Raw genomic sequence first — 24,695 nt, 5'->3', positions numbered from 1 at the left:
CGACCCGGTTGCGGTCCGCTGCGCGCCATGCGCTTTGACATCATCACCCTGTTCCCCGAGCTGTTCGCGCCCTTCCTGGCGAGCGGCGTGACGCGGCGCGCCTATGCCGGCGGCCAGGTGGACGTGCGGCTGTGGAACCCGCGCGACCATGCCGAGGGCAACTACCGCCGCGTGGACGACCGGCCCTTTGGTGGTGGCCCGGGCATGGTGATGCTGGCCGAGCCGCTGGCGCGCTGCCTGGCCGCCATCCGCGCCGAGCGCGCCGAGCCTGTCGCGGGCCAGGCCCCGCTGGTGCTGTTTTCGCCCATCGGTGCGGCGCTCAACCACGCGGCGGTGGAGCGCTGGTCTGCCAGCGCCGGGGCCGTGCTGCTGTGTGGGCGCTACGAAGGCATCGACCAACGCTTCATCGACGCCCATGTGGATGTGCAGATCAGCCTCGGTGATTTCGTGCTCTCGGGCGGCGAGATCGCCGCCATGGCCTTGCTCGATGCCGTGGCGCGCCTGCAGCCCGGCGTGCTCAACGACGAGGGCAGCCACCAGCTCGACAGCTTCAACCCCGCGCTCGACGGCCTGCTCGACTGCCCGCACTACACGCGCCCCGAGGAGTGGGCGGGCCAGGCCGTGCCGGCCGCGCTGATGTCGGGCCACCACGCGCAGATCGAGCGCTGGCGGCGCGACCAGCGCCTGGCCATCACCGTGCGCCACCGCCCCGATCTGATCGCTGCGGCCCGCCAGGCAGGCCGCATCACACCTGCCGATGAGGCCGTATTGGCCAAGTTGCGCTGACTTGCTATAATCAAAGGCTTTTCGATCCTCTGGCCGGCCGTTTTGCTGGAAAACAGGGGGAGCATGCAGGCTCCCTTCGTTTGTGCGAAACACTGAGACGTCAATCCCGACGCTGCCATTTTTGGCGCGGACATGATCGTTGGATGTAAAAATGAACCTGATTCAAACCCTGGAAGCGGAAGAAATCGCCCGCTTGAACAAGACCATCCCCGAGTTCGCCCCTGGTGACACCGTCATCGTGAGCGTGAACGTGGTGGAAGGTACCCGCAAGCGCGTGCAGGCTTACGAAGGCGTGGTGATTGCCAAGCGCAATCGCGGCCTGAACAGCGGCTTCACCGTGCGCAAGATCTCCAGCGGCGAAGGCGTGGAGCGTACGTTCCAGACCTACAGCCCGCTGATCGCCGGCATCGAAGTCAAGCGCCGCGGCGACGTGCGCCGTGCCAAGCTGTACTACCTGCGTGACCGCAGCGGCAAGTCGGCACGTATCAAGGAAAAGCTGCCACAGCGCGTCAACAAGGCGGCTGTTGCCGCCGCAGCAGCAGCAGCTACTGCCGCCTGAGGACTGGACCCGTCCAGACAAGCCGCTACAGCCAGCCTGTAGCGGCTTTTTGCATTGTGCCGCCCCACCAACGCCCCCTTGGTACCCTCATCTCGACTGCAGTGAAACCACCGATCAGCCCCGTATCCTCCATCATCCCGCCCCTGTCCACGCTGCCCGATTTCGATCCGCGCAAGGTGCCCGTGGTGGGGGTGGATGCGCACCTGGCTGCGGTGCCGCTGGCGGCGCAGACACCCGAGGCGCTGCGCCTGCGCTTTGCGCGCCCGCCGCAGTGGGAGCCCGAGGTGGTGCTGGAGCGCAAGTTCGCCAACCGCGAGCCGGCCCACGCCTCGGTGCTGCTGGCCATCGTGCTGCGCGAGCAGCCCATGGTGCTGCTGACCGAGCGCACGGCCCACCTGTCCACGCATTCGGGGCAGATCGCCTTTCCCGGCGGCCGCGCCGACCCCGAGGATGCCGACCCGGCCGACACCGCGCTGCGCGAGGCCTTCGAGGAAGTGGGGCTGGAGCGCCAGTACGTGGAGGTGCTCGGTTCGCTGCCCGTCTACGTGACGGGCACCTCCTTCATCATCACACCCGTGGTCGCGCTGGTGCGGCCCGACTGCGTGCTCACGCCCAACCCCTACGAGGTGGCAGACCTGTTCGAGGTGCCGCTGGCCTTTCTGCTCGACCCGGCCCACCACCAGCGCCACCGGCTGGAGTGGGAGGGCGTGGCCCGTGAATGGTTCTCCATGCCCTACCAGGATGGGGAGAAGAACCACCACATCTGGGGCGCCACGGCGGGCATGCTGCGCAACTTCTACCGTTTCATGATGGCGTGAGGCGGCGAGGGCGCACGCGCCTCCTGCACAAACACCTGCCCGCCGGCCGCCACGCCAGTATCATTGGCGCCCATGAGTTTCTTCGCCATCCTGTTCGCTCTGCTGATCGAGCAGGCCCGCCCGCTGGCCCGCAGCAACCCCATCCACGCAGGCCTGCGTGCCTGGGCCCTGTCGGTGAGCCGCAATTTCGACGCCGGCAAGTCGCACCACGGCTGGGTGGCCTGGGGCCTGGCGGCGCTCGTCCCATCCCTGGTCGTGCTGGCCATCCACTGGCTGCTGCTGTGGGGTCTGGGCTGGCCATTCGCCGTGCTCTGGAGCGTGGCGGTGCTGTATGTCACCCTGGGTTTTCGGCAGTTCAGCCACCATTTCACCGGCATCCGCGATGCGCTGGAAGAGGGCAACGAGGACGCGGCCCGCGAACGCCTGGCCCACTGGCAGCAGGTGGATGTGGGCCTGCTGCCGCGCAGCGAGATCGTGCGCCACGTGATCGAGTACTCGGTGCTGGCCGCGCACCGCCATGTGTTCGGCGTGCTGGCCTGGTTCTCGGTGCTCGCGGCGCTGGGCCTCGGCCCCACGGGGGCGGTGCTGTACCGGCTGGCCGAATTCGCCTCGCGCTACTGGCATTACCGCCAGCGCATGGGCGCCCAGCCTGCGAGCGAGTCGCTGCAGCGCGCCTCGGCCCAGGCCTGGACGGTGATCGACTGGGTACCTGCGCGCCTGACTGCGCTGAGCTTTGCGGTGGTGGGCAGCTTCGAGGAGGCGATCGAGGGCTGGCGCTTCCATGCCCAGCGCTTTCCCAATGACAACGATGGGGTGGTGCTGGCGGCGACGGCCGGCGCCATCAACGTCCGCCTGGGGGGCGAGGCGCTCAAGGCCCGGTCGGTGCTGCATACGCCGCAGGGGCTGGAGATCGATGCGGACATGGGGGACAGTGACTCTACCCCGGGGCGGGAGCCTGAAATCGGGCATCTGCGCAGTGTCGTAGGGCTGGTGTGGAGGTCGGTGGTGGTGTGGATGCTGCTGCTGGCTTTGTTGACGTTGGCTCGGTTGTTGGGCTGATCTCGGGTCTTTCCTCGGGTTTTCGCTGGCTGGCAGGCTTGTTTGTGCTGCATGCCTGGTTTGAGGGCGGAGGCCGGGATGTGCGCCCGGCGGCGCACCTACTTTCTTTTTGCGCATGTACGGACCGGACACATGGTGAACACCTGTGCGGGGACATGGTGGACGGGTTTCATTAGACGGCGTCGGTACTGGTCAGGTCAATCACAAGGCAGCGGTGATGGGCAAAGAACACCTCGAAGCAGCCATCCTTGCCAGGCTTTGCCCTGATGCCCACCTGGTGACGATGCAGGGCACTGCTCAGCTTGTAGCGCCTGCCCCTGAACCTCAGAAGCCCGTTCCAGTCGACTGTGCGCACCTCGTCTTCACTGGTGTACTCTGGCGCGCTCAATTGCTCAGGGAACGCCCTCTTGCTGGGCCGGTAGCGCGTGACCGGTGTGGCCCCGTTCAGTGCCTCGTGCGGGCGTTGGTGGTTGTAGACCGTGCGCCAGCCATCCAGCGCCTGCTGGACCTTGTCCAAGCTCTCAAAGCACCGCCCCCTGAGCACCTCGATCTGCAGCGTTCGATGGAAGCGCTCGTCCTTGCCATTGGTCTGCGGGTGGTACGGTCTGCTGTGGCTGACGCGGATTCCCAGCTGCACCAGCCACACACCCAGCGCTGTGAGCTGGCCTGGTGCACTCGGGGAGCCCCAGGGGGCACCGTTGTCGAAGTTGATCTGTGCAGGCAGGCCGTAACGCCGAAACACCTCTGTCATGTGCATTTGAACGACCTCAGTGGCGGTCTTGCCGCAGGCCTGCAGCGCTAAGTTGAAGCGCGAGTGGTCGTCCAGCATGGTCAGCGGCGAGCAGCGTCCCTCCAAGGTCTCAAAGTAGCCCTTGAAGTCGGCCTGCCACAGGGCATTGGGCTCGTCGCGCTCGAACCGCTGCCAAGGCTTGGCGGCTTCGCTGGCCTCGGGCGTGATCAGTCCATGGCGCTTGAGGATCGAGTTGATGGTGCTGGGCGCTACAGCAGGCCCGCCCAGGTGCTGCAGGCGCCAGTTGATCTTGCGCCCGCCCCAGGTGGGGTGCTCGGTGCGCACCGCGATGACGGCAGCCTGTATCTCAGGAGAACAGATGGCAGGGCTGTTCAACGGCTTGCGTGAGCGATCCGCCAGTCCTTGATCGCCCTGCTGCTCAAAGCGATGCAGCCACTTGTATGCAGTCGTAGGACTGATGCAAAAGCGCCGGCACAGATCGCGCAGGTTGGCGCCTTCTTGCCGTGCCAGCTCAACAAATTCGTGTTTCAAAGTCATGGTGTTGCAAGCCTTCCAGGGCATAGGGACCTCCGGCGAAGTTTGCCGAAAGTGTTCACCATGTCCCCGCACACCTGTTCACCATGTGTCCGGTCCGTACATGCGCAAAAAGAAAGTAGGCAAAGAAACAGCGCCCCGCAGTCTGCGTCCCTTCGCTTCGCTGCGGGCAACCTGCGATGCTCGGTCCTGGGGTGGTGCCGATGAACTCGCTGCGTTCCCCCTGCGGGTGAACTCCGCTCAAACAGCATCGGCAAGCCAGATGACGAAGTGCGTGTGTCCTTCGGCACACGCACCCACCCCAGGCCCTGCGCTTCTCGGCGCAGCCTGAAGGGGTGGGAGCGGGGACAAAGACGGCTGCTGCTTCGCAGCTGCGCCTGGGGTCGGTGACGCGCGCGGTGCGCGCTGCCGACGGCCTGATCGCGATCGCTTTGCCCAGGCCAAGCGCAGCGAGGCAGGTGGGGCCGAGCGAAGCAAAGGCCCGTGTGGAGCCCGATCCCACCCCCTTCTGACCGTGCCGAGAAGCGCAGGGCCTGGGGTGAGCGCGTGCCGAAGGACACGCGCATCGTTGTCTGACTCACCGCGGTTGTTTGAGCGGAGTTCACCCGCAGGGAGAACGCAGCGAGTTCCGCGGTGCACCCCAGGTCCGAGCATCGCAGGTTGCCCCCAGCGCCCGACAGGGCGATGGGGGACACGGGCAGCGGGGTCGCCTTTCTTTTGGGCACTTTTCTTTGGCGAAGCAAAGAACAAGTGCCTCGGCCGCCGGGCCGAGACCCGGCCTCCGCCTTCAGCAAAGGCATGCGGAAAAAAATGCACTGTGCCGCCGGGTGCACACCCGGGCCTCCGCGCTCGGCACACAGCAGAAGCAACCAAGAAGCCGAAACTTCAATACCGCGTATGGCTCAACTCAGCAAACAGATCCCCATAGATCCGGTACCGGTTCTCGCTGATCCCATCGTCCGCAGGCCCGCGCTTGACGGCGTCGATCACCCCGCAGCCCGGCTCATGCAGATGCGTGCAGTTGTAGAACTTGCAGTCCGTGGCATGCGCCGCGATGTCGGGCATGCAGGCCGCCAACTGCATGGGCGCGATGTGGTGCAGGCCGAATTCCTGAAAGCCCGGTGAGTCGATCAGCGCCGTGGTGCGCTCCTTGTCCATCCAGTACCAGTGCGTGCTGGTGGTGGTGTGCTTGCCGGAGTTCAGGGCCTGCGAGATCTCGTTCGTGAGTACCGTGGCGCCGGGCACCAGGAGGTTGATCAGCGTGCTCTTGCCTGAGCCCGAGGGGCCCAGCACCAGCGTGATCTTGCCTTGGAGGTGCTCCATCAGCAGCGCCCGGTCCACATCGCTCGACAGGCGCAGCGACAGCGGCAGCACGCCGTAGTGCTTGCCTGCACCCATGTGGCGGTAGGGCAAAAGGCGCTCCCAGGCCCGCGCGAAGGGCTCGACCAGATCGCTCTTGTTGAGCGCGATGATGGGTTGGATGCGCGCCGCCTCGGCCGCGATCAGGGCGCGCGAGAGCTGGCTTTCGGAAAAGACGGGCTCGGCTGCAATCAGGATCAGCACCTGGTCCAGGTTGGCGGCAAACGACTTGGTGCGGATCTCGTCCTGGCGATAGAACAGGTTGCGCCGCTCCTTGACCTTCTCGATCGTGCCTTCCTCGCCCTGGCCGGGTGGGGGCGCCTGCCAGAGCACATGGTCGCCCACCACGGCCTGGCTCTTCTTGCCGCGGGGGTGGCAGATGCGGCGCTCGCCATCGGGCGTCTCGACCATGCAGTGGCGCCCGTGGCTGGCGACCACCGTGCCTTCCATGAGGGCGCTGCGCTCAGCCATGGTGTTGCTGCCCCATCACGCAGCGACCAGCGCGTCGAAGCGGGCGGCGCACTCGAAGTCGGTGCTGGAGATGCCCTTGACGTCGTGCGTGTTCAGGCGCACCACGCAGCGGTTGTAGTGCACCGACAGGTCGGGATGGTGGTCCTGCGCATTGGCCACGAAGGCCACGGCGTTCACGAACGAGATGGTCTCGTAATAGTTGGCGAAGCGGTAGGTCTTCTCGATGGCCACGTCGGCACCATCGCCGGCCAGGCTCCAGCCCTCGACCTTGGCCAGTTGGGTGACCACCTCGGTGGCCGTCAGCGCGCGGCGCGTGATGGCCGACCAGTCTTTTTTGGGGAGCATGGAAGAGGAGGATGTCATGGGGCGGGTGCGGGGGTGTGCTGCATGCGTGCCAGCCGTTCGGTGGCGGGCGGGTGCGAATAGTAGAACCTCACGTACACGGGGTCGGGTGTCAGCGTGGAGGCATTGTCCTCGTACAGCTTGAGCAGGGCCGACGACAGGTCGGCACCACTGGCCTGGGCGACGGCATAGGCATCGGCCTGGAACTCGTGGCGGCGCGACTGCCGGGCGAAGAGCGGAGAGATGAAGAAGCTGAACACCGGCACCGCCAGCATGAACAGCAGCAGCGCCAGGGCATCGTTGGGGGCGGAGGCCACGCCCGCGTCGAACGAGAGGTTGGGCCGCACGCCCAGGCCGGTGTAGAACCACACCTGGTTGGACAGCCAGCCCAGCAGCGCAAAGCCCACCAGGCTCATGGCGAACATGGCCACGATGCGCTGCACGATATGGCGGTGCTTGAAGTGGCCCAGCTCATGGGCCAGCACGGCCTCCACCTCGCCGGGGGCGAGCTGGCGCAGCAAGGTGTCGTAGAACACCACGCGCTTGGCTGCGCCAAAGCCCGTGAAGTAGGCATTGGCGTGGGCGCTGCGGCGGCTGCCGTCCATCACGAACAGGCCCTTGGCCGAGAAGCCGCAGCGCTGCATGAGGGCCGTCACGCGCGCCTTGAGCGATTCGTCCCCGAGCGGCTGGAACTTGTTGAACAGCGGCGCGATGAAGGTAGGGTAGACCACCATCAGCAGCAGGTTGAAGCCCATCCAGAAGCACCAGGCCCAGAGCCACCACAGGGGGCCGGCAGCGCCCATGAGCCACAGGATCAGCGCCGCGATCGGCAACCCGATGAGGGCGCCGACCAGCAGGCCCTTGAGCGCATCGGCCAGCCACAGGCGCAGCGTCATCTTGTTGAAGCCGAAGCGTTCCTCCACCACGAAGGTCTGGTACAGCGAGAGCGGCAGGTCGATGAGGCCGCTGATGGCCGCAAACGCCACCAGCAGGGCGAGCTGCTGCCACATGCCGCCGCCCAGTACGGCCAGCAGCGCCTGGTTCAGCGCATCCAGGCCACCGAGCAGGGTCCAGCCCAGCAGCACGGCGGCGCCGAGCGCCATCTCCAGCAGCCCCAGGCGTGCCTTGGTGATGGTGTAGTCCGCCGCCTTCTGGTGCGCGGCCAGGGGAATGCGCTCGGCAAAGGCCGCCGGCACGCTGGCGCGGTGGCGCGCCACGTGGCGGATCTGCCGGCTGGCCAGCCAGAACCGGAGCGCCAGGCCCATGACCAGGGTCGCGGCAAAGGCCAGTGTGAGCAGCATCGAGGGGGAAAAGTCGTCTGAGGTGGGCATGTGCGGCGAGTTTAGGTCATAGGAGACAATGCCGGCCATGTCAGAAGCCAACAACCCCACCCCTGTAAAGCTCGCCAAATCGGACCAGAACCTGGTCTGGCTCGATTGCGAAATGACCGGCCTGGAGCCCGATACCGACCGCCTGCTGGAGATCGCCGTGGTCGTGACCGGCCCCACCCTGGAGCCCCGCGTCGAAGGCCCGGTGTTCGCCATCCACCAGTCGGATGCACTGCTCAATGGCATGGACGCCTGGAACAAGGGCACCCATGGCCGCAGCGGACTGATCGACAAGGTCAAGGCCTCCACCGTGACCGAGGCCGAGGCCGAGCAGCAGATCATCGCCTTCCTGGCCCAGTACGTGCCCAAGGGCACCGCACCCATGTGCGGCAACAGCATCGGGCAGGACCGGCGCTTCCTGGTGCGCTACATGCCCAAGCTGGAAAAGTTCTTCCACTACCGCAATGTCGACGTGAGCACCTTGAAGGAACTGGCCAAGCGCTGGAAGCCCGAGGCCTACACCAGCTTCAAGAAGGCGCAAAAGCACACCGCCCTGGCCGACGTACACGAGTCCATCGACGAACTGGCCCACTACCGCGAGCATCTGCTGTCCGTGGAGGTGAAGTAAATCTGGGGGGCGCTCGGGCTCCCTTCCCGGTCATGGGATGGGGCCGTGCGGCTTGCAAGTTTTCGAAGTTGAGGGGTATTGCGGGGAAACCCTTAATCGTGCAATAATCGCTGGCTGCGCAGGAATCCCCTCGCAGATTGTGCATCTCCCCTCACACACCGGGCTTGCCAGCCGACTGTCCTTCGACAGTGCAGGACTGGCGAATAACGCCCACCCGCACCGGCCTATACGAGCCAGCGCAGGTTTCGTTTGATGGTTGATGTTTTTTAACCATTTGACGAAGCCAATCGTGGGCAGCGCCCGCGACCGTCTTCGTGAGAGAAAAATTCATGACCGACACCTCTTTGGTGCAGGGCGAATTCGCGCCTGCCGATACTTCCTTTGCTGCCGACCTTTCCGTGCAGTCCTCCACCCTGGATGCCGCAGTGGCCGTTGCCGCTGAGGCCGACGCCGCCGTGACCGCAGAGCCCAATGGCTTCGTGGAACTGGGCCTGGCCCCTGAACTCGTGCAGGCCGTGGCCGACCTGGGCTACACCCAGCCCACCAGCGTGCAACTCAAGGCCATTCCCCTGGCCATGGGCAGCGATGCCTCGAAGTTCATCGACCTGATGGTCTCCAGCCAGACCGGCTCCGGCAAGACCGCAGCCTTCCTGCTGCCCGTGCTGCACACGCTGATCAACCAGCAAGCCGCTGCCGAAGCCGAAGAACGTGCCGCTTTCGAGCGCGCCGTGGCCGAAGCCGCCGAGCGTGGCGAACCCGCTCCCAAGCGCGCCAAGCGCAAGGACCCCACCAGCGCGCGCAACTTCAAGGCCGCCACCCCCGGCGCCCTGATCCTGTGCCCCACGCGTGAACTGGCGCAACAGGTGGCGCACGACGCCATCGACCTGGTCAAGCATTGCCGTGGCCTGCGCGTTGCCAACGTGGTGGGCGGCATGCCTTACCAGCTGCAGATCGCCAAGCTGCAGAACGCCGACCTCGTGGTCGCCACCCCCGGCCGCCTGCTGGACCTGCAGCGCTCGATGCAGATCAAGCTCGACAAGGTGCAATTCCTGGTCGTCGACGAAGCCGACCGCATGCTCGACCTGGGCTTCTCGGACGACCTGGCCGAACTGAACCAGCTGACCGCCCAGCGCAAGCAGACCATGATGTTCAGCGCCACCTTCGCGCCGCGCATCCAGCAACTGGCCATGCGCGTGATGCACGACGGCGGTTCGTCCGTGCAGAAGGTGACCATCGATTCTCCGCAAGAGAAGCATGCCAACATCAAGCAGGTGCTGTACTGGGCCGACAACGCCCAGCACAAGCGCAAGCTGCTGGACCACTGGCTGCGTGACACCACGATCAACCAGGCCATCGTTTTCGCCAGCACCCAGGTGGAGTGCGACGGCCTGGCCAATGACCTGCAACAGGAAGGCTTCTCGGCCGTGGCACTGCACGGCGCCCTGAGCCAGGGCCTGCGCAACCGCCGCCTGATGGCGCTGCGCGCCGGCCAGGTGCAGATCCTGGTGGCGACCGATGTGGCTGCCCGCGGCATCGACGTGCCCACGATCACCCACGTGTTCAACTTCGGCCTGCCCATGAAGGCTGAGGACTACACCCACCGCATCGGCCGCACCGGCCGTGCCGGCCGCGATGGCCTGGCCGTGACGTTCGCCGAGTTCCGCGATCGCCGCAAGATCTACGACATCGAAGCCTACAGCCGCCAGCAGTTCAAGTCGGAAGTGGTTGCCGGCATGGAGCCCACCCAGCGTGCGCCTCAGGCACCACGCGGTGGTGACTTCGGCGGTGGCCGTGGCGGCCCCGGCCGCTCGTACGACAACCGTGAAAACCCATCGCGCGGCCGCTTCAATGGCCCCGCACGTGGCAACGACCGTGGCGGGTTCGGCGGTGGCTTTGGCGGCGGCTTTGCCGGCCGTGGCAGCGACAACCGCGGCGCCCCCCAGGGTGGCGGCCGTGAAGGTGGCTACCAAGGTGGCAACGGTGGCGGCGGCTACGGCGCTCCCCGTGAAGACCGTGGCTTCGGTGGTGGCGCTCCCCGCCGCGATGCCGATGGCTATGGCCGCAAGCCAGGCTTCGGTGACGCGGGCCAGGGCCGCTTTGCCCCCCGTGCCGACGCCGGTGCACCGCGTGGTGACTTTGCTCCCCGCAAGCCCGCATTCTCCAAGCCAGCCGGTGCTGGCGGCGCCAAGCCGTTCGTGGCCCACGACGCGCGCAAGCGTCCTGCCCGTCCTGCTCGCTGATCGCACAGACACCCTGGTCTGAAGGGTCATGAAGGGCTGGCACCGCAAGGTGCCAGCCCTTTTTTGCGTGCGGATGGCATGCCGCGCCGGTTTTCCCGGGCCATGTCGTCAATAATTGCCCACGGAGGAAATTGTCGTGGTGTCATCTCTATCCTCGGGGGCCGATTACGAGCACATGTTCGAGCTGGCGCCCGTGTCCTTGTGGCTGGAGGACTTCAGCGAGCTCAAGCAGCTGTTCGACGGCTGGCGCGCGCAAGGGGTGACCGATCTGCGTGCCCATCTGGGCCAGGACCGGGCCCGCCTGCGCGAGTGCAGCGCATCGCTGCGCGTGCTGCAGGTCAACCGCCGCACGCTGGAGCTGTTCTCCGCCGACAGCCTGGAGCACCTGGTCGCCAACCTCGACAAGGTCTTTCGCGACGACCGGCACGACACCGCAGCGCACGAGCTGGCGCAGCTGTGGGATGGGCAGCTGGAGTTCGCCAACCAGACGGTGAACTACGCGCTCGATGGCCGGCGCCTGGACGTGCAGGTGCGTGCGCGCATCCTGCCGGGCTACGAGCACGACTGGAGCCGCGTGCTGGTCTCGCTCGAAGACAACACCGTGCAGTTCAACGATGCGCGCCGCATCCAGCGCAGCGAGCAGTACGCGCGCGACCTGTTCGAGCATTCCCCCGTGTCGCTGTGGGTCGAGGATTTCAGCGCAGTGAAGAACCTGCTCGATGGCGTGCGCGCCCAGGGCATCGGCGATTTCAAGACCTTCCTCAAGGTGCACCCGGACTTCGTGGCGCGCTGCATGCAGGAGATCCGCGTCATCGACGTGAACCAGCAGACCCTGCGCATGTTCGGTGCCTCCAGCAAGGAGATGCTGCTCAACAGCATCGGCCGCGTGTTCCGCGGCGAGATGCACGAGTCCTTCGGCGAGCAATTGCAGGACCTGTGGGAGGGCAAGACCTTCCAGCAGCGCGAGGTGGTGAACTACGCGCTCTCGGGCGATGCGGTAAACATCCACATGCAGTTCTCGGTGCTCGACAGCCACCGGCACGACTGGGGCCTGGTGCTGCTCTCGCTGGTGGACATCACCGCCCGCAAGAAGGCCGAGGCCTACCTCGAGTACCTGGGCAAGCACGACGTGCTGACCCAGCTGCGCAACCGCGCCTTCTATGCCGAAGAGCTCAACCGGCTCACGCGCAAGGGGCCCTGGCCGCTGTCCGTGATCGCCATCGACCTCAACGGCCTCAAGGTCGTCAACGACGAGCAGGGCCATGCGGCGGGCGACTCCATGCTGCGCCGGGTCGGCGAGGTGCTGGCCAAGGCCGTGGATGCGCCGGCCTGCGCGGCGCGCATCGGCGGCGACGAGTTCACCGTGCTGCTGCCGGGCACCGACGAGCGCGGAGCGCTGGCACTGCAGGATCGCATCAATTCCATGCTGGACCTGAGCAACCAGTTCTACCCCGGCCAGCACCTGAGTCTGGCCATGGGCATCGCCAGCTGCCAGTCCGGCGATGCGGTGGAGGCCACCATCAACCGCGCCGACCAGGCCATGTACGCGGAAAAGAACCGCTACTACCAGCAAAAGGACCGCGACCGCCGGCACGCCGACGCGTGACGTGGCCGCCGCTTGCCCGGGTCAGAGGTTGACCGGGGTGCGGCCGATGTCGGGCCAGCGGTGGTGCAGGTAGATCCAGGCCAGCATGCCGATGCCCATCATCAGCAGCGACGACAGGGCCAGCAATACCGTCGAATGCATCACCAGCGGCGCGATGACCCCGGCCACCAGGCCGTTGGCGGTGGAGCCCACAAAGGCCTGCATCGACGAGGCCATGCCGCGGCGCTCGGGGTACAGGTCCAGCACCAGCAGGGTCACCACCGGCACCATGAGGGCCCAGCCGAAGGCAAACACCGCGATCGGCAGCAGCGCCCACCAGGCATGCGCAGGGAACAGCAGGTTGGCCACCAGGTTGAGCACCGCCACCGTGAACATGATCAGAAAGCCATGGCGGATCTGCCGCTTGGGTGGAATGCGCCCGGCCAGGCGCCCGCTGAGCCAGGCCCCGCCCATGATGCCCGAGATGGTCAGGATGAAGAACCAGAAGAACTGCGTGGGTGCCAGCGACAGGTGGTCGCCCAGAAAGGCCGGCGCCGACAGCACGTACAGGAACATGCCGTTGAAGGGCACGCCGCTGGCCAGCGCCAGCAGCACGAAGCGCGCGCTGGAGCCGAGCTGCACATAGCCCTGCATCAGGTGGCGCACGTTGAAGGGCTGGCGCTGCTCGATGTGCAGCGTCTCGGGCAGCAAGCGGTAGTTGGCGGTCCACAGCACCACACCCACCAGGGTCAGGAACCAGAAGATGCTGTGCCAGCCGGTGTGCACGAACAGCCAGCCACCCACGATGGGCGCGATGGCCGGGGCCACGCCGAAATAGATCGTGACCTGGCTCATCACCTTCTGCGCCTGGGCGGGCGGGAACATGTCGCGGATCACCGCGCGCGAGACCACGATGCCCGCGCCCGTGGACAGGCCCTGCAGCGCGCGGAACACCACCAGCTGCCCGATGGTCTGCGACAGCGCGCAGCCCGCCGAGGCCAGCGTGAACACCGCAATGCCCCACAGGATCACCGGCCGGCGGCCGAAGCTGTCGGCCAACGCACCGTGGAACAGGCTCATGAAGGCAAAGCCGAACAGGTAGGCCGAGAGCGTCTGCTGCATCTCCACCGGTGTGGCACCCAGCGCCGCCGCGATGCCCGAGAACGCCGGGATGTAGGTGTCGATGGAGAACGGCCCCAGCATACCCAGCACCGCCAGCAACACCGCCAGGGCCCAGCGGGGTGCTTTCCAGAGCAGGTGGGCTTGTGGGTTCATGCGGGAGGGGCCGGGAGTTCGTGAGGGGGGGCCGCAGGTGGGCAGGAAAGAGGCCCGACGCGTGGCGGGCTCCCCGGCTGATTATGCGGGAAGCGGCGGACTGCGGCACGGTGCCAGCGCAATTCCTGCACCAGGTTGGGGCCGGGAGCGTGCGCCCCCGGGCGTCAGTAGGTATACGGAATCCACTCTCCGTTGCCCGACTTCATCATGAACTTGCCGGCCGCGTTGCGCATCACGATCACATCCGCGTTCTCCGAAACGAAGGGCGTGGTCTCGGGGGCCTGCAGGCGCTCTGCCAGCGGGCGGGCCGTTGCTGCATAGGGGTTGTCGGCCAGCATGTCACCCAGCAGCGTGAACAGGCCCAGGTAGCTCATGGGCTGGTTCACCACCACCGGCGCGGCGGGCGGCGCGTCTGCAGCCTTTTTCATGCCGACCAGCTTCACGGCGGCCGGCACGAGGGTGATGCGCGGGCCCGGGATCTCGCGCATGCCCGAGATCTGGATCTTGTCGCCGCGCAGCGAGGCGCCATGCTCGGGCACCAGCACCACCACCACCGGGCGGCCGGCGCTCTCCAGCTCCGTGATGAACTTGTCGAAGTCGGCCATCAGCTGCACCAGGCGCGGCTTGTAGGTATCGAGGCTGCTGCGCGAGCTCATGCCCGGCACGCGGTTGCCGTCGTGCAGCGAGATGGTGTTGTAGTACAGCGCCACGGGGGCGCCGCCGCTCTGGGCGCTGCGCTTCTTCCACCACTGCGAGAGCAGGGCATGGTCGTTGTAGATCGGCGAACCATCGAAGTTCTGCATGTGCACCGGCGCATCCTGGTTGCGCTGCAGCTTGCCCGCCAGGCCTCCACGCTGCTCCAGCGTGTGGGCGAACTCCTCGTACACGCCATCGTGGTTGAGCAGGCCCGCCGTCTCGTAGCCGAGCTTTTCCAGGTTGGGGAACACATAGCACTGCGGATCGATGCCTTCGTAGAGCTTCTTGTGCGGCGTCTGCCCGCACGAGCCGTGCAGCACCCGCAGCGAGGCCGGGCCGCTGTAGCTGGCCGCGCTGTTGAAATTGGTGAACAGCACGTCAAAGCGCTGCAGCAGCGGGTGGTTGCGCTGGCCCACGAATTCCATGTCGTCCCAGGACAGCGAGCACACGTGCAGCAGGATGAGGTCGAAGGGCGGCGTGCCGCCCGCGGCCGGGGTGAACTGCAGGCGCTTCTGGCCCTCGCTGGCGTAGAACTTCTGCAGCAGGGCATCGGGGTCCGAGGCATCGGCCGCCTGCGTGCCGTCGCCCTGGCTGGCCAGGGTGCCGGCGGCGTTCTCTTCGGCCTTGCGTTCCTGGATCGCGGCCACCAGTGGCACGCTCAGGATGCCGACGAGGGCGAAGGTGGCAAAGCGCACGCGGCGCGCCAGCGCGCCGTACAGGAACAGGCCGGCGATGGCCAGCACCAGGGCCGCCGGGCTCACCAGGCGCCCGGCCAGCTCCAGCCAGTAGTCGGCGCTGAAGCCGGCCAGGGCCTTGAGCTGGGAGAGCACCCGCTCCAGCGTGGGCAGGTAGGAGTCGTGGTACAGCAGGGCGATGGCCGCGGGCCAGGCCAGCACGGCGCGCGTGCGCCGCAGCAGCGGGTGCGCGATGGGTGGCAGCAGGGCCAGCCACAGCAGCAGGTTCAGCCACCAGCTGAAGCCGATGTAGCCCGTGAAATGCAGGCCGACCTTGACCAGGAAATACAGGTTCCAGTAGCTCATGCGCGCAGCCCCTGCTGCGACCGCTGGCGGCCCAGCGGCCAGCGCGCCCGTGCGGCTTCGAGCAGTGATTCCCAGAACTTGCGGTAGCCCAGCACGCCCAGCTGGGCGATCTCCTGCAGGCCGTGCAGGGGGCGGTCGGTGTCATGGCTGTCGTTCCACTCGCGCCAGGTGTCCGGGCGCGCGAAGGTGCATTGCACCAGGTCGATCTGTTGTTCGCGGGTCATGGTGTCGAATTGCAGGCCCGTGGCGCCCTGGCCCCGGTGCAGCATGATGGTGGCAGGGAAGGTGCACTCGGTGTCGCCGCGCCACAGGCCCACCTGGACCCTGTCGCCCACGGTCAGCGGCGTGCCGCCCGGCAGCTGCAGGCCCAGGCCCGTCATCGAGAAGTCGATGCACACCGCCTGCAGCACGCTGCCATCGTCCTGGTACAGCGTGGCCTGCAACTGGGTGGCTACGCGGTGCATGCGGCGCACCTGGCGCGCCTCGGAGGCCACGCCCAGCGCGGCGCCCAGCATCAGGATGCTGTAGGTGGTCCACAGCAGGTTCAAGAGCACGGTGGCGGTCTCCTCGGTGTTCCAGAAGAACAGGCGCCCGATCCCCATGCCGAAGGCCGCGAAATTCAGCAGCACCAGCACCGTGTAGGGGCGCGAGATCACCCAGTCAAAGTACGGCTGCTCCACCAGCCCTCCCTTGGCCGTGACGTTGAACTTGCCCAGGCGCGGGTTGATCAGCGCCACCGTGGTGGGCAGGGCCACGTACCAGGCCAGCACCGTCTCGTAGACCTCGGCCCAGAAGGTGTGCCGGTGCTCGCCCTGCACGTGGGCGTTGGCAATGTTCGATTGCAGGATGTAGGGCAGCACGTACAGCGCGATCATGATGGCGCCCGCGTTGATGATGTGCCACTCGAAGAACAGGAAGGCCATGGGCGCGGTGAGGAACACCAGCCGTGGCAGCCCGAAGAAGAAGTGCACCATGGCGTTGGCATAGCAGATGCGCTGCCACAGCGTGAGGCCCTTGCCCAGGAACGGGTTGTCCACGCGGAAGATCTGCGCCATGCCGCGCGCCCAGCGGATGCGCTGGCCCACGTGGGCCGACAGGCTCTCGGTGGCCAGGCCGGCGGCCTGGGTCTCGTTGATGTAGGCCGTGGTATAGCCGCGGCGGTGCAGCTTGAGGGCGGTGTGTGCGTCCTCGGTCACCGTCTCCACGGCGATGCCGCCCACTTCCATCAGCGGGCCGCGGCGGATCACGGCACAGGAGCCGCAGAAGAAGGTGGCGTTCCAGAAATCGTTGCCGTCCTGGATCAGACCGTAGAACAGCGCGCCCTCGTTGGGCACGCGGCGGAAGGTGCCCAGGTTGCGCTCGAACGGGTCGGGCGAGAAGAAGTGGTGCGGCGTCTGCAGCATGGCGCACTTCGGATCGCGCTGGAACCAGCCCACGGCCGTGGTCAGGAAGGAGCGCGTGGGGATGTGGTCGCAGTCGAAGATGGCGACCAGGTCGCCGTCCGTCTTGGCGAGCGCGTGGTTCAGGTTGCCGGCCTTGGCATGGTTGTTGTCGGGGCGCACGATGTAGCCCACGCCCATGGACTCGGCGAAGGCGCGAAATTCCTCGCGCCGGCCGTCGTCCAGGATGAAGACCTTGACCTTGTCCTCGGGCCATTCCAGCGCCATGGCGGCCAGCACCGTGGTGCGCACCACGCTCAGCGGCTCGTTGTAGGTGGGGATGTACACGTCCACCGTGGGCCACGAGGCCGGCATGCCCTGCAGTGCGGCCGGGCGGCGCTGCAGCGGCCATGCGGTCTGGATGAAGCCCAGCACCACCACCAGCCAGGTGTAGGCCTCGGCTGCCAGCAGGCCATAGCCCAGGAAGGCCTCGATGACCGAGTCGAACTCGATGGACGAGGTCACGCGCCACCAGGCGTAGCGCCCCATGGCCAGCAGGCTGATGGCTGCGAGCGCCAGCGACGGGTAGCGCCCCGGCAGGCGGCGCAGCACCAGCGACAGGCCCCAGCACAGCAGCATGAACAGGGTCTGCCCGAACCAGTTGAAGGGCGTGGTCATCACCACCAGGCCGGCGAGCAGGCCCACGGCCAGCACCACCCAGCGCAGGCCCGGTATCTCCAGGGCGGGCGACAGCACCTGGTCGGCCAGGCGCATGCCCTTTTCCACATTGACGTGGGTGGCCAGCCGGTCCATGGCGCGCAGGAACAGCCGGATCGGCCAGAACACGGCGGTCAGCAGCAGCGCCAGGCCCTTCCAGCCCCAGCGCAGCACGAAGGCAAGGCCCGCAAACAGCCAATGCACCGGCTGCAGCAGCCAGGGCAGCAGGGCGCGCTCCGGCGTGGCGGGCAGCACCACGCAGCGCCACAGCCACATCCACCAGGGGGCGCCAGGCGCTACTTCGAGCTGGCGCGCCAGCCACTGCCATGCCAGGCGCAGCCGGGCGCGGGCGCCCTGCGCCGTGGCGGGTTCGGCGGGCGTGGACACGCGGGTATCGACTTGTTCCATCATGGCCGGCTGGCTCCAGCCACCAGCATCGACAGGGGTGCCTGGCGCTGGCCGGTGAGCCAGTTGCACACGCCCTGCAGGTCACGGGCCGACTGCGCCTGGGGCGCGAAGCTGCCCACGCACATGCCGCGTGCGAGCGCGCGCGGGATGTTCTCGTCTTCGTGCAGCGTGTAGGGGATCAGCTGCTCGCCCCATTGCTGGCGCAGCGTCTGCAGGGCATCGCGGTGCGAAATCCGGCGCGGGTCGAAGCGCGTCACCAGCACGCCCTGGTCGGCCGGTGCCGCCGCCGCCTCGTGCAGCATGGCCTGCACCCCGGCGGGGTCGGCGCAGGCGCGGGCAGAGGCCTCCAGCGTCACCAGCACGGCATCGGCGCAGCGCAGCGCCGCCCGCGCCAGGGGCGATGGCCAGGCAGGCGTGTCCAGCACCACCGTGCAGTCGTCAGGCACGTCGAGCAGTTCCAACTGGTCCTGCAGCCAGCGCGGTTGCGCCTGCAACTGCCGGTGCAGGGCTTCGATGGCGTCAGGCGGCGCCTTGCCAAAGGGCAGCACGCTGACGCCGTCCGTGTTGTCGAAGCCACCATCGGCCCACCACCGGCCTGCCGCCGCCAGGGGGGCCCAGCCCAGGGCGCTGGGCTGCTGCATGCCCAGGTGCATGCCCAGCAGGTTCTGGGCGCACAGCTCCACCGCCAGGCAGGGCTGGCCCTGGCGCGCCAGGAGCGTGGCCAGGTGGGCGGTCAGGGTGGTTCGCCCCGATCCACCGAGCGGCGATACGACGGCAATCACGCGCATGCAGGGTCTCTCTTCTTCATTCGTTCGGTCATTCCGCGCGCGGCGGGGTCACTGCGCCAGAGGACGGCAGTTGGGGGCGGTAGGGTTGCACGCAGCGCAGCGGCCGGCGCGCGTGCCGCACGCGGCGCAGCAGCAGCCAGCAGGGCCAGGCCAGCAGGGCGCCAAGCACGGTGTAGAGCAGCAACTCGATCAGGATCTTCATGCCATCGACCTCGGTGAGGGGCGCGGCACGGCACGCCGCGCAATGGGCCGGTGCTGCACGCCAGGTCCGGCGGCCACGGGAAGCAGCGGACGGGATTCGGTGCCGGCCACCTCGGGCGCCAGGCCAGGCGCCAGCGGCAGGGCCGGCATGCCTGCCAGAACCGGGGTAGCCGCCGGCACGGCACGCGCCACAGGCAGTGCCGCGGCGGGCCGGGCGCTGCCTGCGAGCGCAGCGCTGTAGTCGGGCAGGCCCTTGCGCACCGATTCCTGCAGGGGGGCCACCATGGCGCGGATGCCGGTGTCCGTGCTGTCCGTGGCTTCGCTGGCGAACAGCTGGGTCAGGGGCAGTGTGAACAGGCGGTGCAGCGCCAGCTCGACGTCGGGCTCGCGGCAGGCGAACAGGAAGACGTAGACGCTCTCGTGGTCGGCCGTGAGCAGGTCGCCGTCGCGCGAGGTGTGGCAGGCGCGCAGGGCATCGAGGTGCGGGATCTGTGCCAGCACGTTCAGCCGCACCAGGCTGTGCGACAGGCCGATGCCCTGCGTGCGGTCCAGCATGCCGCGCACCAGGGCGCAGAACTGGGCCGGCGGCTGGTAGCCGCGCTCGCGCGCGGGCATGAAGCTGTCCAGCGCCTGTTCGTAGTCGGGGTGCACCTTGCGCGTGTGGCTCTGGGCGTTGATGTCCTGCAGCAGTTGCAGCAGCCGGGAGAAGCCCACTTCCTTGTAGACCACGGCGCTCGCGCCCAGTTGCAGCAGGGCCTGCTCGCTGTGCGTGCGCAGCTTGCCCAGGTTCTCGCGCACCACGATCTTGAGCGTGAGCGGGCGCGACAGGCGCAACTGGTGCACCAGGCGCGCGCGCGCCTCGAAGTCCGAGGCCTGGCCGGCGTCGATCAGCACCGTGGCGGCCACGCTCGCAGCGGCGGCCACTTCCATGTCGGCCAGGCTGTCGACGATGCGCCAGTGGCCGGGCACGCCGCGCTGGCCATCGACCGAGGCACGCGTGGCGATCACCTCCGATTGGTCCACGGCCTCGACCAGCTCGCGCACGGCGCCGCGGGTGCGCGTGCCGTCGGCGGCCAGGCGGCCCGATGCGCCATCGTGCAGCAGGCCGAAGGCGGTCTGGAAGAGGGCGCCGGCATCGGTGTTCCAGCGCTCCAGCCCCAGGCTCCAGCGGTCGGCCTCGGTGCGCAGCGTGGCGATGTGCATGGACATCTGGCACAGATTGCGCAGCGTGGGCAGCAGCACTTCGGGCGCAAGCGGCGGCAAGAAGCCCAGCACCACGGGGCGCAGCCGCTCGCGGCACAGCGCACTGAGCTGGCGGCTCACGCGCGCCAGCTCGGTCACGCTCAGGCCCGTCAGCAGGCCCTGCGCATCGCAGATGTACAGGGCGTGTTCGTCCTTGAGTCCCGTGCGCCCGAGTTCGTCCAGCAAGGGCGGCAGGCCGTGGCGGCGCACCTCGGCCTGCAGGCCGGGCGAGAGCACCCACAGCATCAGCCGGCCTGTGCGATAGGCTTCTCGGACCGGCGGGCGCAGCAGCAGTTCGTCCGCCCAGGCGGTGCCCGACGCCACCAGGGCCACCGGGCCTGCAGCGACGGCATCCTCGATGAGGGCCGGGAACCACCGCGCGGCACTGCTGTCGTCGGCCGCCACCAGCGACACCGGCACATGCGGCGGCAACTGCCCCACGCCGTCGGGCAGGCCTTGGATGCCGATGCGCGTGGGTGCGGCGCTGCCGACCATCTCCTGACGCGATGGGGGCCGCACGAGCCGGGCAAGGGAGCGCAGCCAACCCGCAGGCGGGGCAGCTGTGCGCTGGGAAGAGGGGGCGGAGGACATGTCAGAAACTCGAATAGGGCTGAACGGGGCGCGGCCGGTTCTCCAGCGGCGCGAGCACCGGATCGAAGCGGAAGCGGCCATAGACCATGAGGTTGGTGGGCGCGTAGTAGGCCGAGCGGTCCAGCTCCAGCTGGGCACCCAGCGCGAGGTTTTTGGTGACCTGGTACTCCAGTGCGCCGCGGAACGAGCGGCCGAAGCCCGAGCCCGAGCTGCCCGTGTACACCGGCACGCTGCCGCTTTCGGCCAGGCGTGCGCGCGCCAGCGACTGCAGCAGCGCGTTCTGCGGAAAGTAGTCGGTATCGCCGCTGCTGCTGCGCGAGACCGAGATGGAACCCCGTGCCAGCCAGGTGAGCGCACCCTTGCGGCCGCTCCACTCGAGGGGCAGCGCCACGGAGGCGTAGCTGCGCGGGCTGTAGTAGCCGCCATGGCCGAAGCTGTACTCCGACAGGTCCTTGCCGTAGTGCCAGGCCGAGAAGGCCACGCCCATGTTGACCACGCTGGTGTCGCCCTTCCAGACATCGCGGTCCACCGCCACGCGCAACTGGGCGCGGGTGTTGCTTTCCACGTTCTTGCCCGTGAGGGCCGCCAGGCTCAGGCTCACCGAGCTGCTGTAGGGGCCGAAGTCGGTCGACAGGCGCCCGGAGGCGCCAGTGGCGACCACGCCGCCCCAGACCTGGCCGGTGATGGGGTCGCGCGCGCCGGCATAGGACAGCAGGCTGCCCGTGATCGGACGGCGAAAGCCTTCGAGCTTGTAGCCGTAGCGGCCCAGGTCGCCGGTTGTGGCGATGCCGCCTACCAGGTTGGTCACCGGAAAGCCCACGCCCGTGGTGCCGATGTCCCACTGGAAATCGTCGCCGACGAAGCCGAAGCCCAGGTTGGTGCCCGTGCCGCGCTGGCGCCGGTAGGCCAAGGGCGAATTGGGCGGCAGCGCCGCGATCTGGCCGAAGTCCGTGAAGTCCGAGCCATCGGCCGGCAGTTCGCCCGCATCGAGCTTGACCCGGTCCACGTGCAGGAAGTAGTGCCCGTCGTAGCCACGCGGCATGAAGGCCACCACGGGCCGCTCCCAGCCGCGCAGGCTGGAGATGCCATCGGTGGAGTTCTTGCGCAGGCCCGTGTGGGCGGCTTCGATCCACACCTGGCGGCGCGCTTCGATGGAGTCGATCTCGCCTTGGATCTTGGCCACCACGGCCGTGTCCACGGGCAGCGAGAGCGCATAGCTCTGCTGCAGTACCAGCGGGGGCTCGACCACTACGGATTCGCTTGGGGCGGGCTCCGTGGGCGCGCTGGCAGCGCCGCGCGTCTCCAGCGTGAGCGCGCTGCGGAAAAACACCAGCGCCTGCGCGTAGTTGCGGTTGGCGCGCTCGAGCCGCGCCGCATGCAGCAGCACGTCGCTGTCCTGCGGAAAGTCCTGCAGCAGCCTGGCGGACAGGGCACGCGCCTCGTCCATGCGGCCGGCGCGCTGCCAGATGCGCAGCAGCGCCAGCTGCTGGCCGGCATCGGTGGGTGGCAGGTGGTCCTGCAGCCACAGGGCCTGCTCGGTGGCGCCCCGTGCATCGCCCAGGCGCGACAGTGCATCCGCCAGGTTCATGCGGACCTCCAGGCTGTCGGGCTGGGTCTTGGCCAGCGGGGCCAGCAACTGAGCGGCATCGGCGTACTCGCCGGCAGCCATGAGCAGGCGGGCCTGCGTCTGGGGGCGCTGCTGCGCGGTGGCGGGCGTGTCGGGCAGTTGCAGGGGCTGGCGGGCCAGGCGCAGGGCCTCACCCAGGTGGCCGGCCTGGCGCTGCTGCTCGATGAGCCGCTCGCGGTGCGCGGTGTACACGGCGACGAGCCGCGCCTCCTGCTCGGCGCTCCAGCCGGGCGATTGCAGCAAGGCGGGCAGGCGGGCGGCCAGGCCCACGTCGTCCTGCGCGCGGTTGAGCAACTGGGCGTGGTCTAGCTGCACGTCCATCGGCAGCGCTGCGCTGCGCGCGGCCAGGCGGTCGAACACGGCCACGCCGCGGGCCGGCTGCGCGCGGCGGAACCAGGTGTTGGCCACCGAATACAGCAGCTCGGCATCGTTGCCCGCCGCCTGCTCGGCCTTGTCGAGCAGGGCCTGGGCCTGTGCCGGGCTGCGGCTGGCGCCGCCCTGCGCCACCAGCGACTTGACCGTGGAGCGCTGCGCCAGGGCCCGCATGGAATCGGTCTGCTCGGCCGCAGGGATCTGTGCCAGGTCGGCGAGGGCGCCCTGGTCGTTGTCCACGGCCGAGCGCACCAGGGCGCGCGCATAGTGCATGGCGCTGCGATCCGTGCCGGCCGCAGGTGGCCGCGCGATGCCTTCGTCCATCACGCTCAGCGCCTCGCGCGGCAGGTTCAGCCGCAGGTACAGGCGCGCCAGGCGGTGGCGCAGCCAGGCATCGTCGGGCGTGAGCAGCACGGCCGATTCCAGCGTGCGCATGGCGGCGCTCAGGCGCTGGGCCTGCAGGTGCTCGTCGGCCTGGGCACCAAGGATGTCGGCCTGCGTGCCCACCAGCTTTTCGCCCAGGGCCGTGTCGCTGGCAGAGGCTTTTTCGAGCAGCACCAGGGCTTCGCCCGAACGGCCCGTGCGCGCATACAGCCCGGCCAGGCCCTTCAAGGCCGAGCTGCTGTTGGCCTCGGCCCGGATCGCGCTCTGGTACAGGGCTTCGGCCTGGGTGCGCTCGCCCTGTAGGTCGCGGATGCTGGCCAGGGTCGTCAAGGCTTCGGCATTGTTCGGCTGCATGGCCAGGGCCCGGACCGCCAGGTCGGCGGCCGTGGCCAGTTCGTTCTTTTCCAGTGCCACGTCGGCCTGGCGCAGGTAGCCCCAGAACCGGGCCGTGGCCTGCAGGTCCTTCCACTTGCCCTGGCGCGTGAGCGCGAAGGCCTGGCCGAACAGGTCCTGGGCCTCTCCATGCTGGCCCTGGCGCAGGCGGACCATGCCCAGGTTACCGAGGCTCTCGCCATCGCCGGGGCGCAGCGCGAGCACGGTCTGCAATTGCTCCTCGGCGCGCTCGGTGTTGCCCTGGTCGAGCGCCAGGCGCGCAGCATTGCGCGCGATGTTGGCCGGGTCGCGGGCTGCGCGCTCCGCGCGTTCCACCGCCTGCTGCATGGCGGCCAGGCGGTCCACCATGGCCTGGTCGCCCGGGTAGCGCTGCAGGAAGCTGCGCACGCGCGGCAGGTTGGCCGCGGTGTTGGGCAGGCGGTCGACGGCGCGGCGCCACAGGTCCTGCAGCTGCTGGGCATTCACGTCGGGCTGTTTGGCCAGCGCCTCGATCTCCTGCACCACGGCGCTGGGGTTCTCGCCGCCGTACATGCGCATTTCGAGTTGCGCCAGGCGGTAGCGCGACTCACCCGTGTCCTGGTAGAGCTTGCCCAGCTGGCGCACGGACTCGCCGCCGCCCTTGGCGCCCGAACCCAGGATCTGGTGGTACTCGAGGGCCAGGCCGCCGAGTTCGGGCGGACCCTCTGGAAACAGCTCGCGCGCCAGGTCGGCGGCCTCGGCCTTGCGGCCGGCGCGCGCCATCAGGCGCATCTGCGAGAGCTTTTCACGGTCGGGGCCGTACACGCGCACCAGCGCTTCGAGTTCCCGGGTCACCTTGTGCTGGGGGTGGCGGGTGCGCAGCGTCTCCAGGATGCGCCGGGCCTCTTCGGTCTTCTTCTCGCGCAGGGCCAGGTCACCGAGGGTGCCCAGGCCCTGGGGCGAATAGGGGTCCATCGCCAGCAGCTTGTCCACCAGCTGGCGCGCCATGTCCGGGCGGTTCTTGGAAGCCCACAGGCGCGCACCACTGAGCAGCTCGGCCTCGATGGCGGGCGGCGCGCTGGCCAGCACGCCGTGGCTGGCGGGAAGGCAGGCGGCGGCCAGGAAGGTGAGCGAGGGCAGCCACAGGCGGGTCCGGCGGGGCAT

The 24,695-nt window shown here is 68.2% G+C and carries 18 protein-coding genes; 7 read left to right on the top strand and 11 right to left on the bottom strand.

Annotated features, from left to right (window positions below):
- Positions 1–27: 27 nt before the first annotated feature.
- The 4 genes from trmD to U5N23_RS32090 all read left to right on the top strand — a co-directional run bounded on the left by trmD (position 28) and on the right by U5N23_RS32090 (position 3,222).
- Positions 28–786: a tRNA (guanosine(37)-N1)-methyltransferase TrmD gene (gene trmD / locus U5N23_RS32105; protein ID WP_322596720.1), complete on the top strand. Its 759-nt coding sequence runs from the start codon at positions 28–30 to the stop codon at positions 784–786.
- A gap of 151 nt (positions 787–937) precedes the next feature.
- Positions 938–1,345 carry a 50S ribosomal protein L19 gene (gene rplS, locus U5N23_RS32100; RefSeq protein WP_322596719.1) on the top strand — a complete coding sequence of 136 codons (408 nt, stop codon included), beginning with the start codon at positions 938–940 and terminating at the stop codon, positions 1,343–1,345.
- 101 nt (positions 1,346–1,446) lie between these two features.
- Complete coding sequence (locus U5N23_RS32095; protein WP_416208706.1) at positions 1,447–2,163, top strand: CoA pyrophosphatase; 717 nt, start codon at positions 1,447–1,449, stop codon at positions 2,161–2,163.
- A gap of 72 nt (positions 2,164–2,235) precedes the next feature.
- Complete coding sequence (locus U5N23_RS32090; RefSeq protein WP_322596718.1) at positions 2,236–3,222, top strand: CobD/CbiB family protein; 987 nt, start codon at positions 2,236–2,238, stop codon at positions 3,220–3,222.
- A 172-nt stretch (positions 3,223–3,394) separates the two neighbouring features.
- Here the strand turns inward: U5N23_RS32090 and U5N23_RS32085 are convergent, their stop codons facing one another.
- The 4 genes from U5N23_RS32085 to U5N23_RS32070 form a co-directional block, all read right to left on the bottom strand.
- Complete coding sequence (locus tag U5N23_RS32085; RefSeq protein WP_322594692.1) at positions 3,395–4,534, bottom strand: IS481 family transposase; 1,140 nt, start codon at positions 4,532–4,534, stop codon at positions 3,395–3,397.
- 858 nt (positions 4,535–5,392) lie between these two features.
- On the bottom strand, positions 5,393–6,337 hold the full coding sequence (rsgA, locus tag U5N23_RS32080) for a ribosome small subunit-dependent GTPase A (RefSeq protein WP_322596717.1): 945 nt from the start codon (positions 6,335–6,337) through the stop codon (positions 5,393–5,395).
- A gap of 15 nt (positions 6,338–6,352) precedes the next feature.
- Positions 6,353–6,700: a 4a-hydroxytetrahydrobiopterin dehydratase gene (locus U5N23_RS32075; RefSeq protein ID WP_322596716.1), complete on the bottom strand. Its 348-nt coding sequence runs from the start codon at positions 6,698–6,700 to the stop codon at positions 6,353–6,355.
- Positions 6,697–8,010, bottom strand: a complete 1,314-nt coding sequence (locus tag U5N23_RS32070; RefSeq protein WP_322596715.1) for a M48 family metallopeptidase — start codon at positions 8,008–8,010, stop codon at positions 6,697–6,699. The genes U5N23_RS32075 and U5N23_RS32070 overlap by 4 nt, the downstream gene beginning before the upstream one ends.
- 37 nt (positions 8,011–8,047) lie before the next feature.
- On the opposite strand from U5N23_RS32070, the gene orn reads away from it, so the two are divergent.
- From orn to U5N23_RS32055, 3 genes are all read left to right on the top strand, one after another.
- Complete coding sequence (gene orn / locus U5N23_RS32065; RefSeq protein WP_322596714.1) at positions 8,048–8,635, top strand: oligoribonuclease; 588 nt, start codon at positions 8,048–8,050, stop codon at positions 8,633–8,635.
- A 329-nt stretch (positions 8,636–8,964) separates the two neighbouring features.
- Complete coding sequence (locus tag U5N23_RS32060) at positions 8,965–10,875, top strand: DEAD/DEAH box helicase (protein WP_322596713.1); 1,911 nt, start codon at positions 8,965–8,967, stop codon at positions 10,873–10,875.
- 136 nt (positions 10,876–11,011) lie between these two features.
- Positions 11,012–12,481, top strand: a complete 1,470-nt coding sequence (locus U5N23_RS32055) for a GGDEF domain-containing protein (protein ID WP_322596712.1) — start codon at positions 11,012–11,014, stop codon at positions 12,479–12,481.
- 21 nt (positions 12,482–12,502) lie between these two features.
- Here the strand turns inward: U5N23_RS32055 and U5N23_RS32050 are convergent, their stop codons facing one another.
- The 7 genes from U5N23_RS32050 to U5N23_RS32020 all read right to left on the bottom strand — a co-directional run bounded on the left by U5N23_RS32050 (position 12,503) and on the right by U5N23_RS32020 (position 24,695).
- A complete protein-coding gene (locus U5N23_RS32050; RefSeq protein WP_322596711.1) occupies positions 12,503–13,735 on the bottom strand; it encodes a multidrug effflux MFS transporter in 1,233 nt (410 codons plus the stop codon).
- Between the two features lie 164 nt (positions 13,736–13,899).
- The gene (gene bcsG / locus U5N23_RS32045; protein WP_322596710.1) at positions 13,900–15,471 is read right to left on the bottom strand and encodes a cellulose biosynthesis protein BcsG; all 1,572 of its coding nucleotides are present in this window, start codon (positions 15,469–15,471) and stop codon (positions 13,900–13,902) included.
- Positions 15,468–17,978, bottom strand: coding sequence for a UDP-forming cellulose synthase catalytic subunit (gene bcsA / locus U5N23_RS32040; protein ID WP_322596709.1), 2,511 nt, complete (start codon positions 17,976–17,978; stop codon positions 15,468–15,470). Before bcsA ends, bcsG begins: the two co-directional genes overlap by 4 nt.
- On the bottom strand, positions 17,975–18,763 hold the full coding sequence (gene bcsQ, locus U5N23_RS32035; protein WP_322596708.1) for a cellulose biosynthesis protein BcsQ: 789 nt from the start codon (positions 18,761–18,763) through the stop codon (positions 17,975–17,977). Before bcsQ ends, bcsA begins: the two co-directional genes overlap by 4 nt.
- A 28-nt stretch (positions 18,764–18,791) precedes the next feature.
- Complete coding sequence (locus U5N23_RS32030) at positions 18,792–18,965, bottom strand: hypothetical protein (RefSeq protein WP_322596707.1); 174 nt, start codon at positions 18,963–18,965, stop codon at positions 18,792–18,794.
- The gene (bcsE, locus tag U5N23_RS32025) at positions 18,962–20,797 is read right to left on the bottom strand and encodes a cellulose biosynthesis protein BcsE (protein WP_322596706.1); all 1,836 of its coding nucleotides are present in this window, start codon (positions 20,795–20,797) and stop codon (positions 18,962–18,964) included. The genes U5N23_RS32030 and bcsE overlap by 4 nt, the downstream gene beginning before the upstream one ends.
- 1 nt (position 20,798) lies before the next feature.
- Positions 20,799–24,695 carry a cellulose synthase subunit BcsC-related outer membrane protein gene (locus U5N23_RS32020; RefSeq protein WP_322596705.1) on the bottom strand — a complete coding sequence of 1,299 codons (3,897 nt, stop codon included), beginning with the start codon at positions 24,693–24,695 and terminating at the stop codon, positions 20,799–20,801.

It is taken from the genome of Acidovorax sp. (assembly GCF_034519795.1).
In the GTDB taxonomy this organism is placed as follows: domain Bacteria; phylum Pseudomonadota; class Gammaproteobacteria; order Burkholderiales; family Burkholderiaceae_C; genus Acidovorax.
The sequence above is the reverse complement of the archived record's forward strand: the minus strand, read 5'-3'. Positions and strand labels throughout refer to the sequence as shown.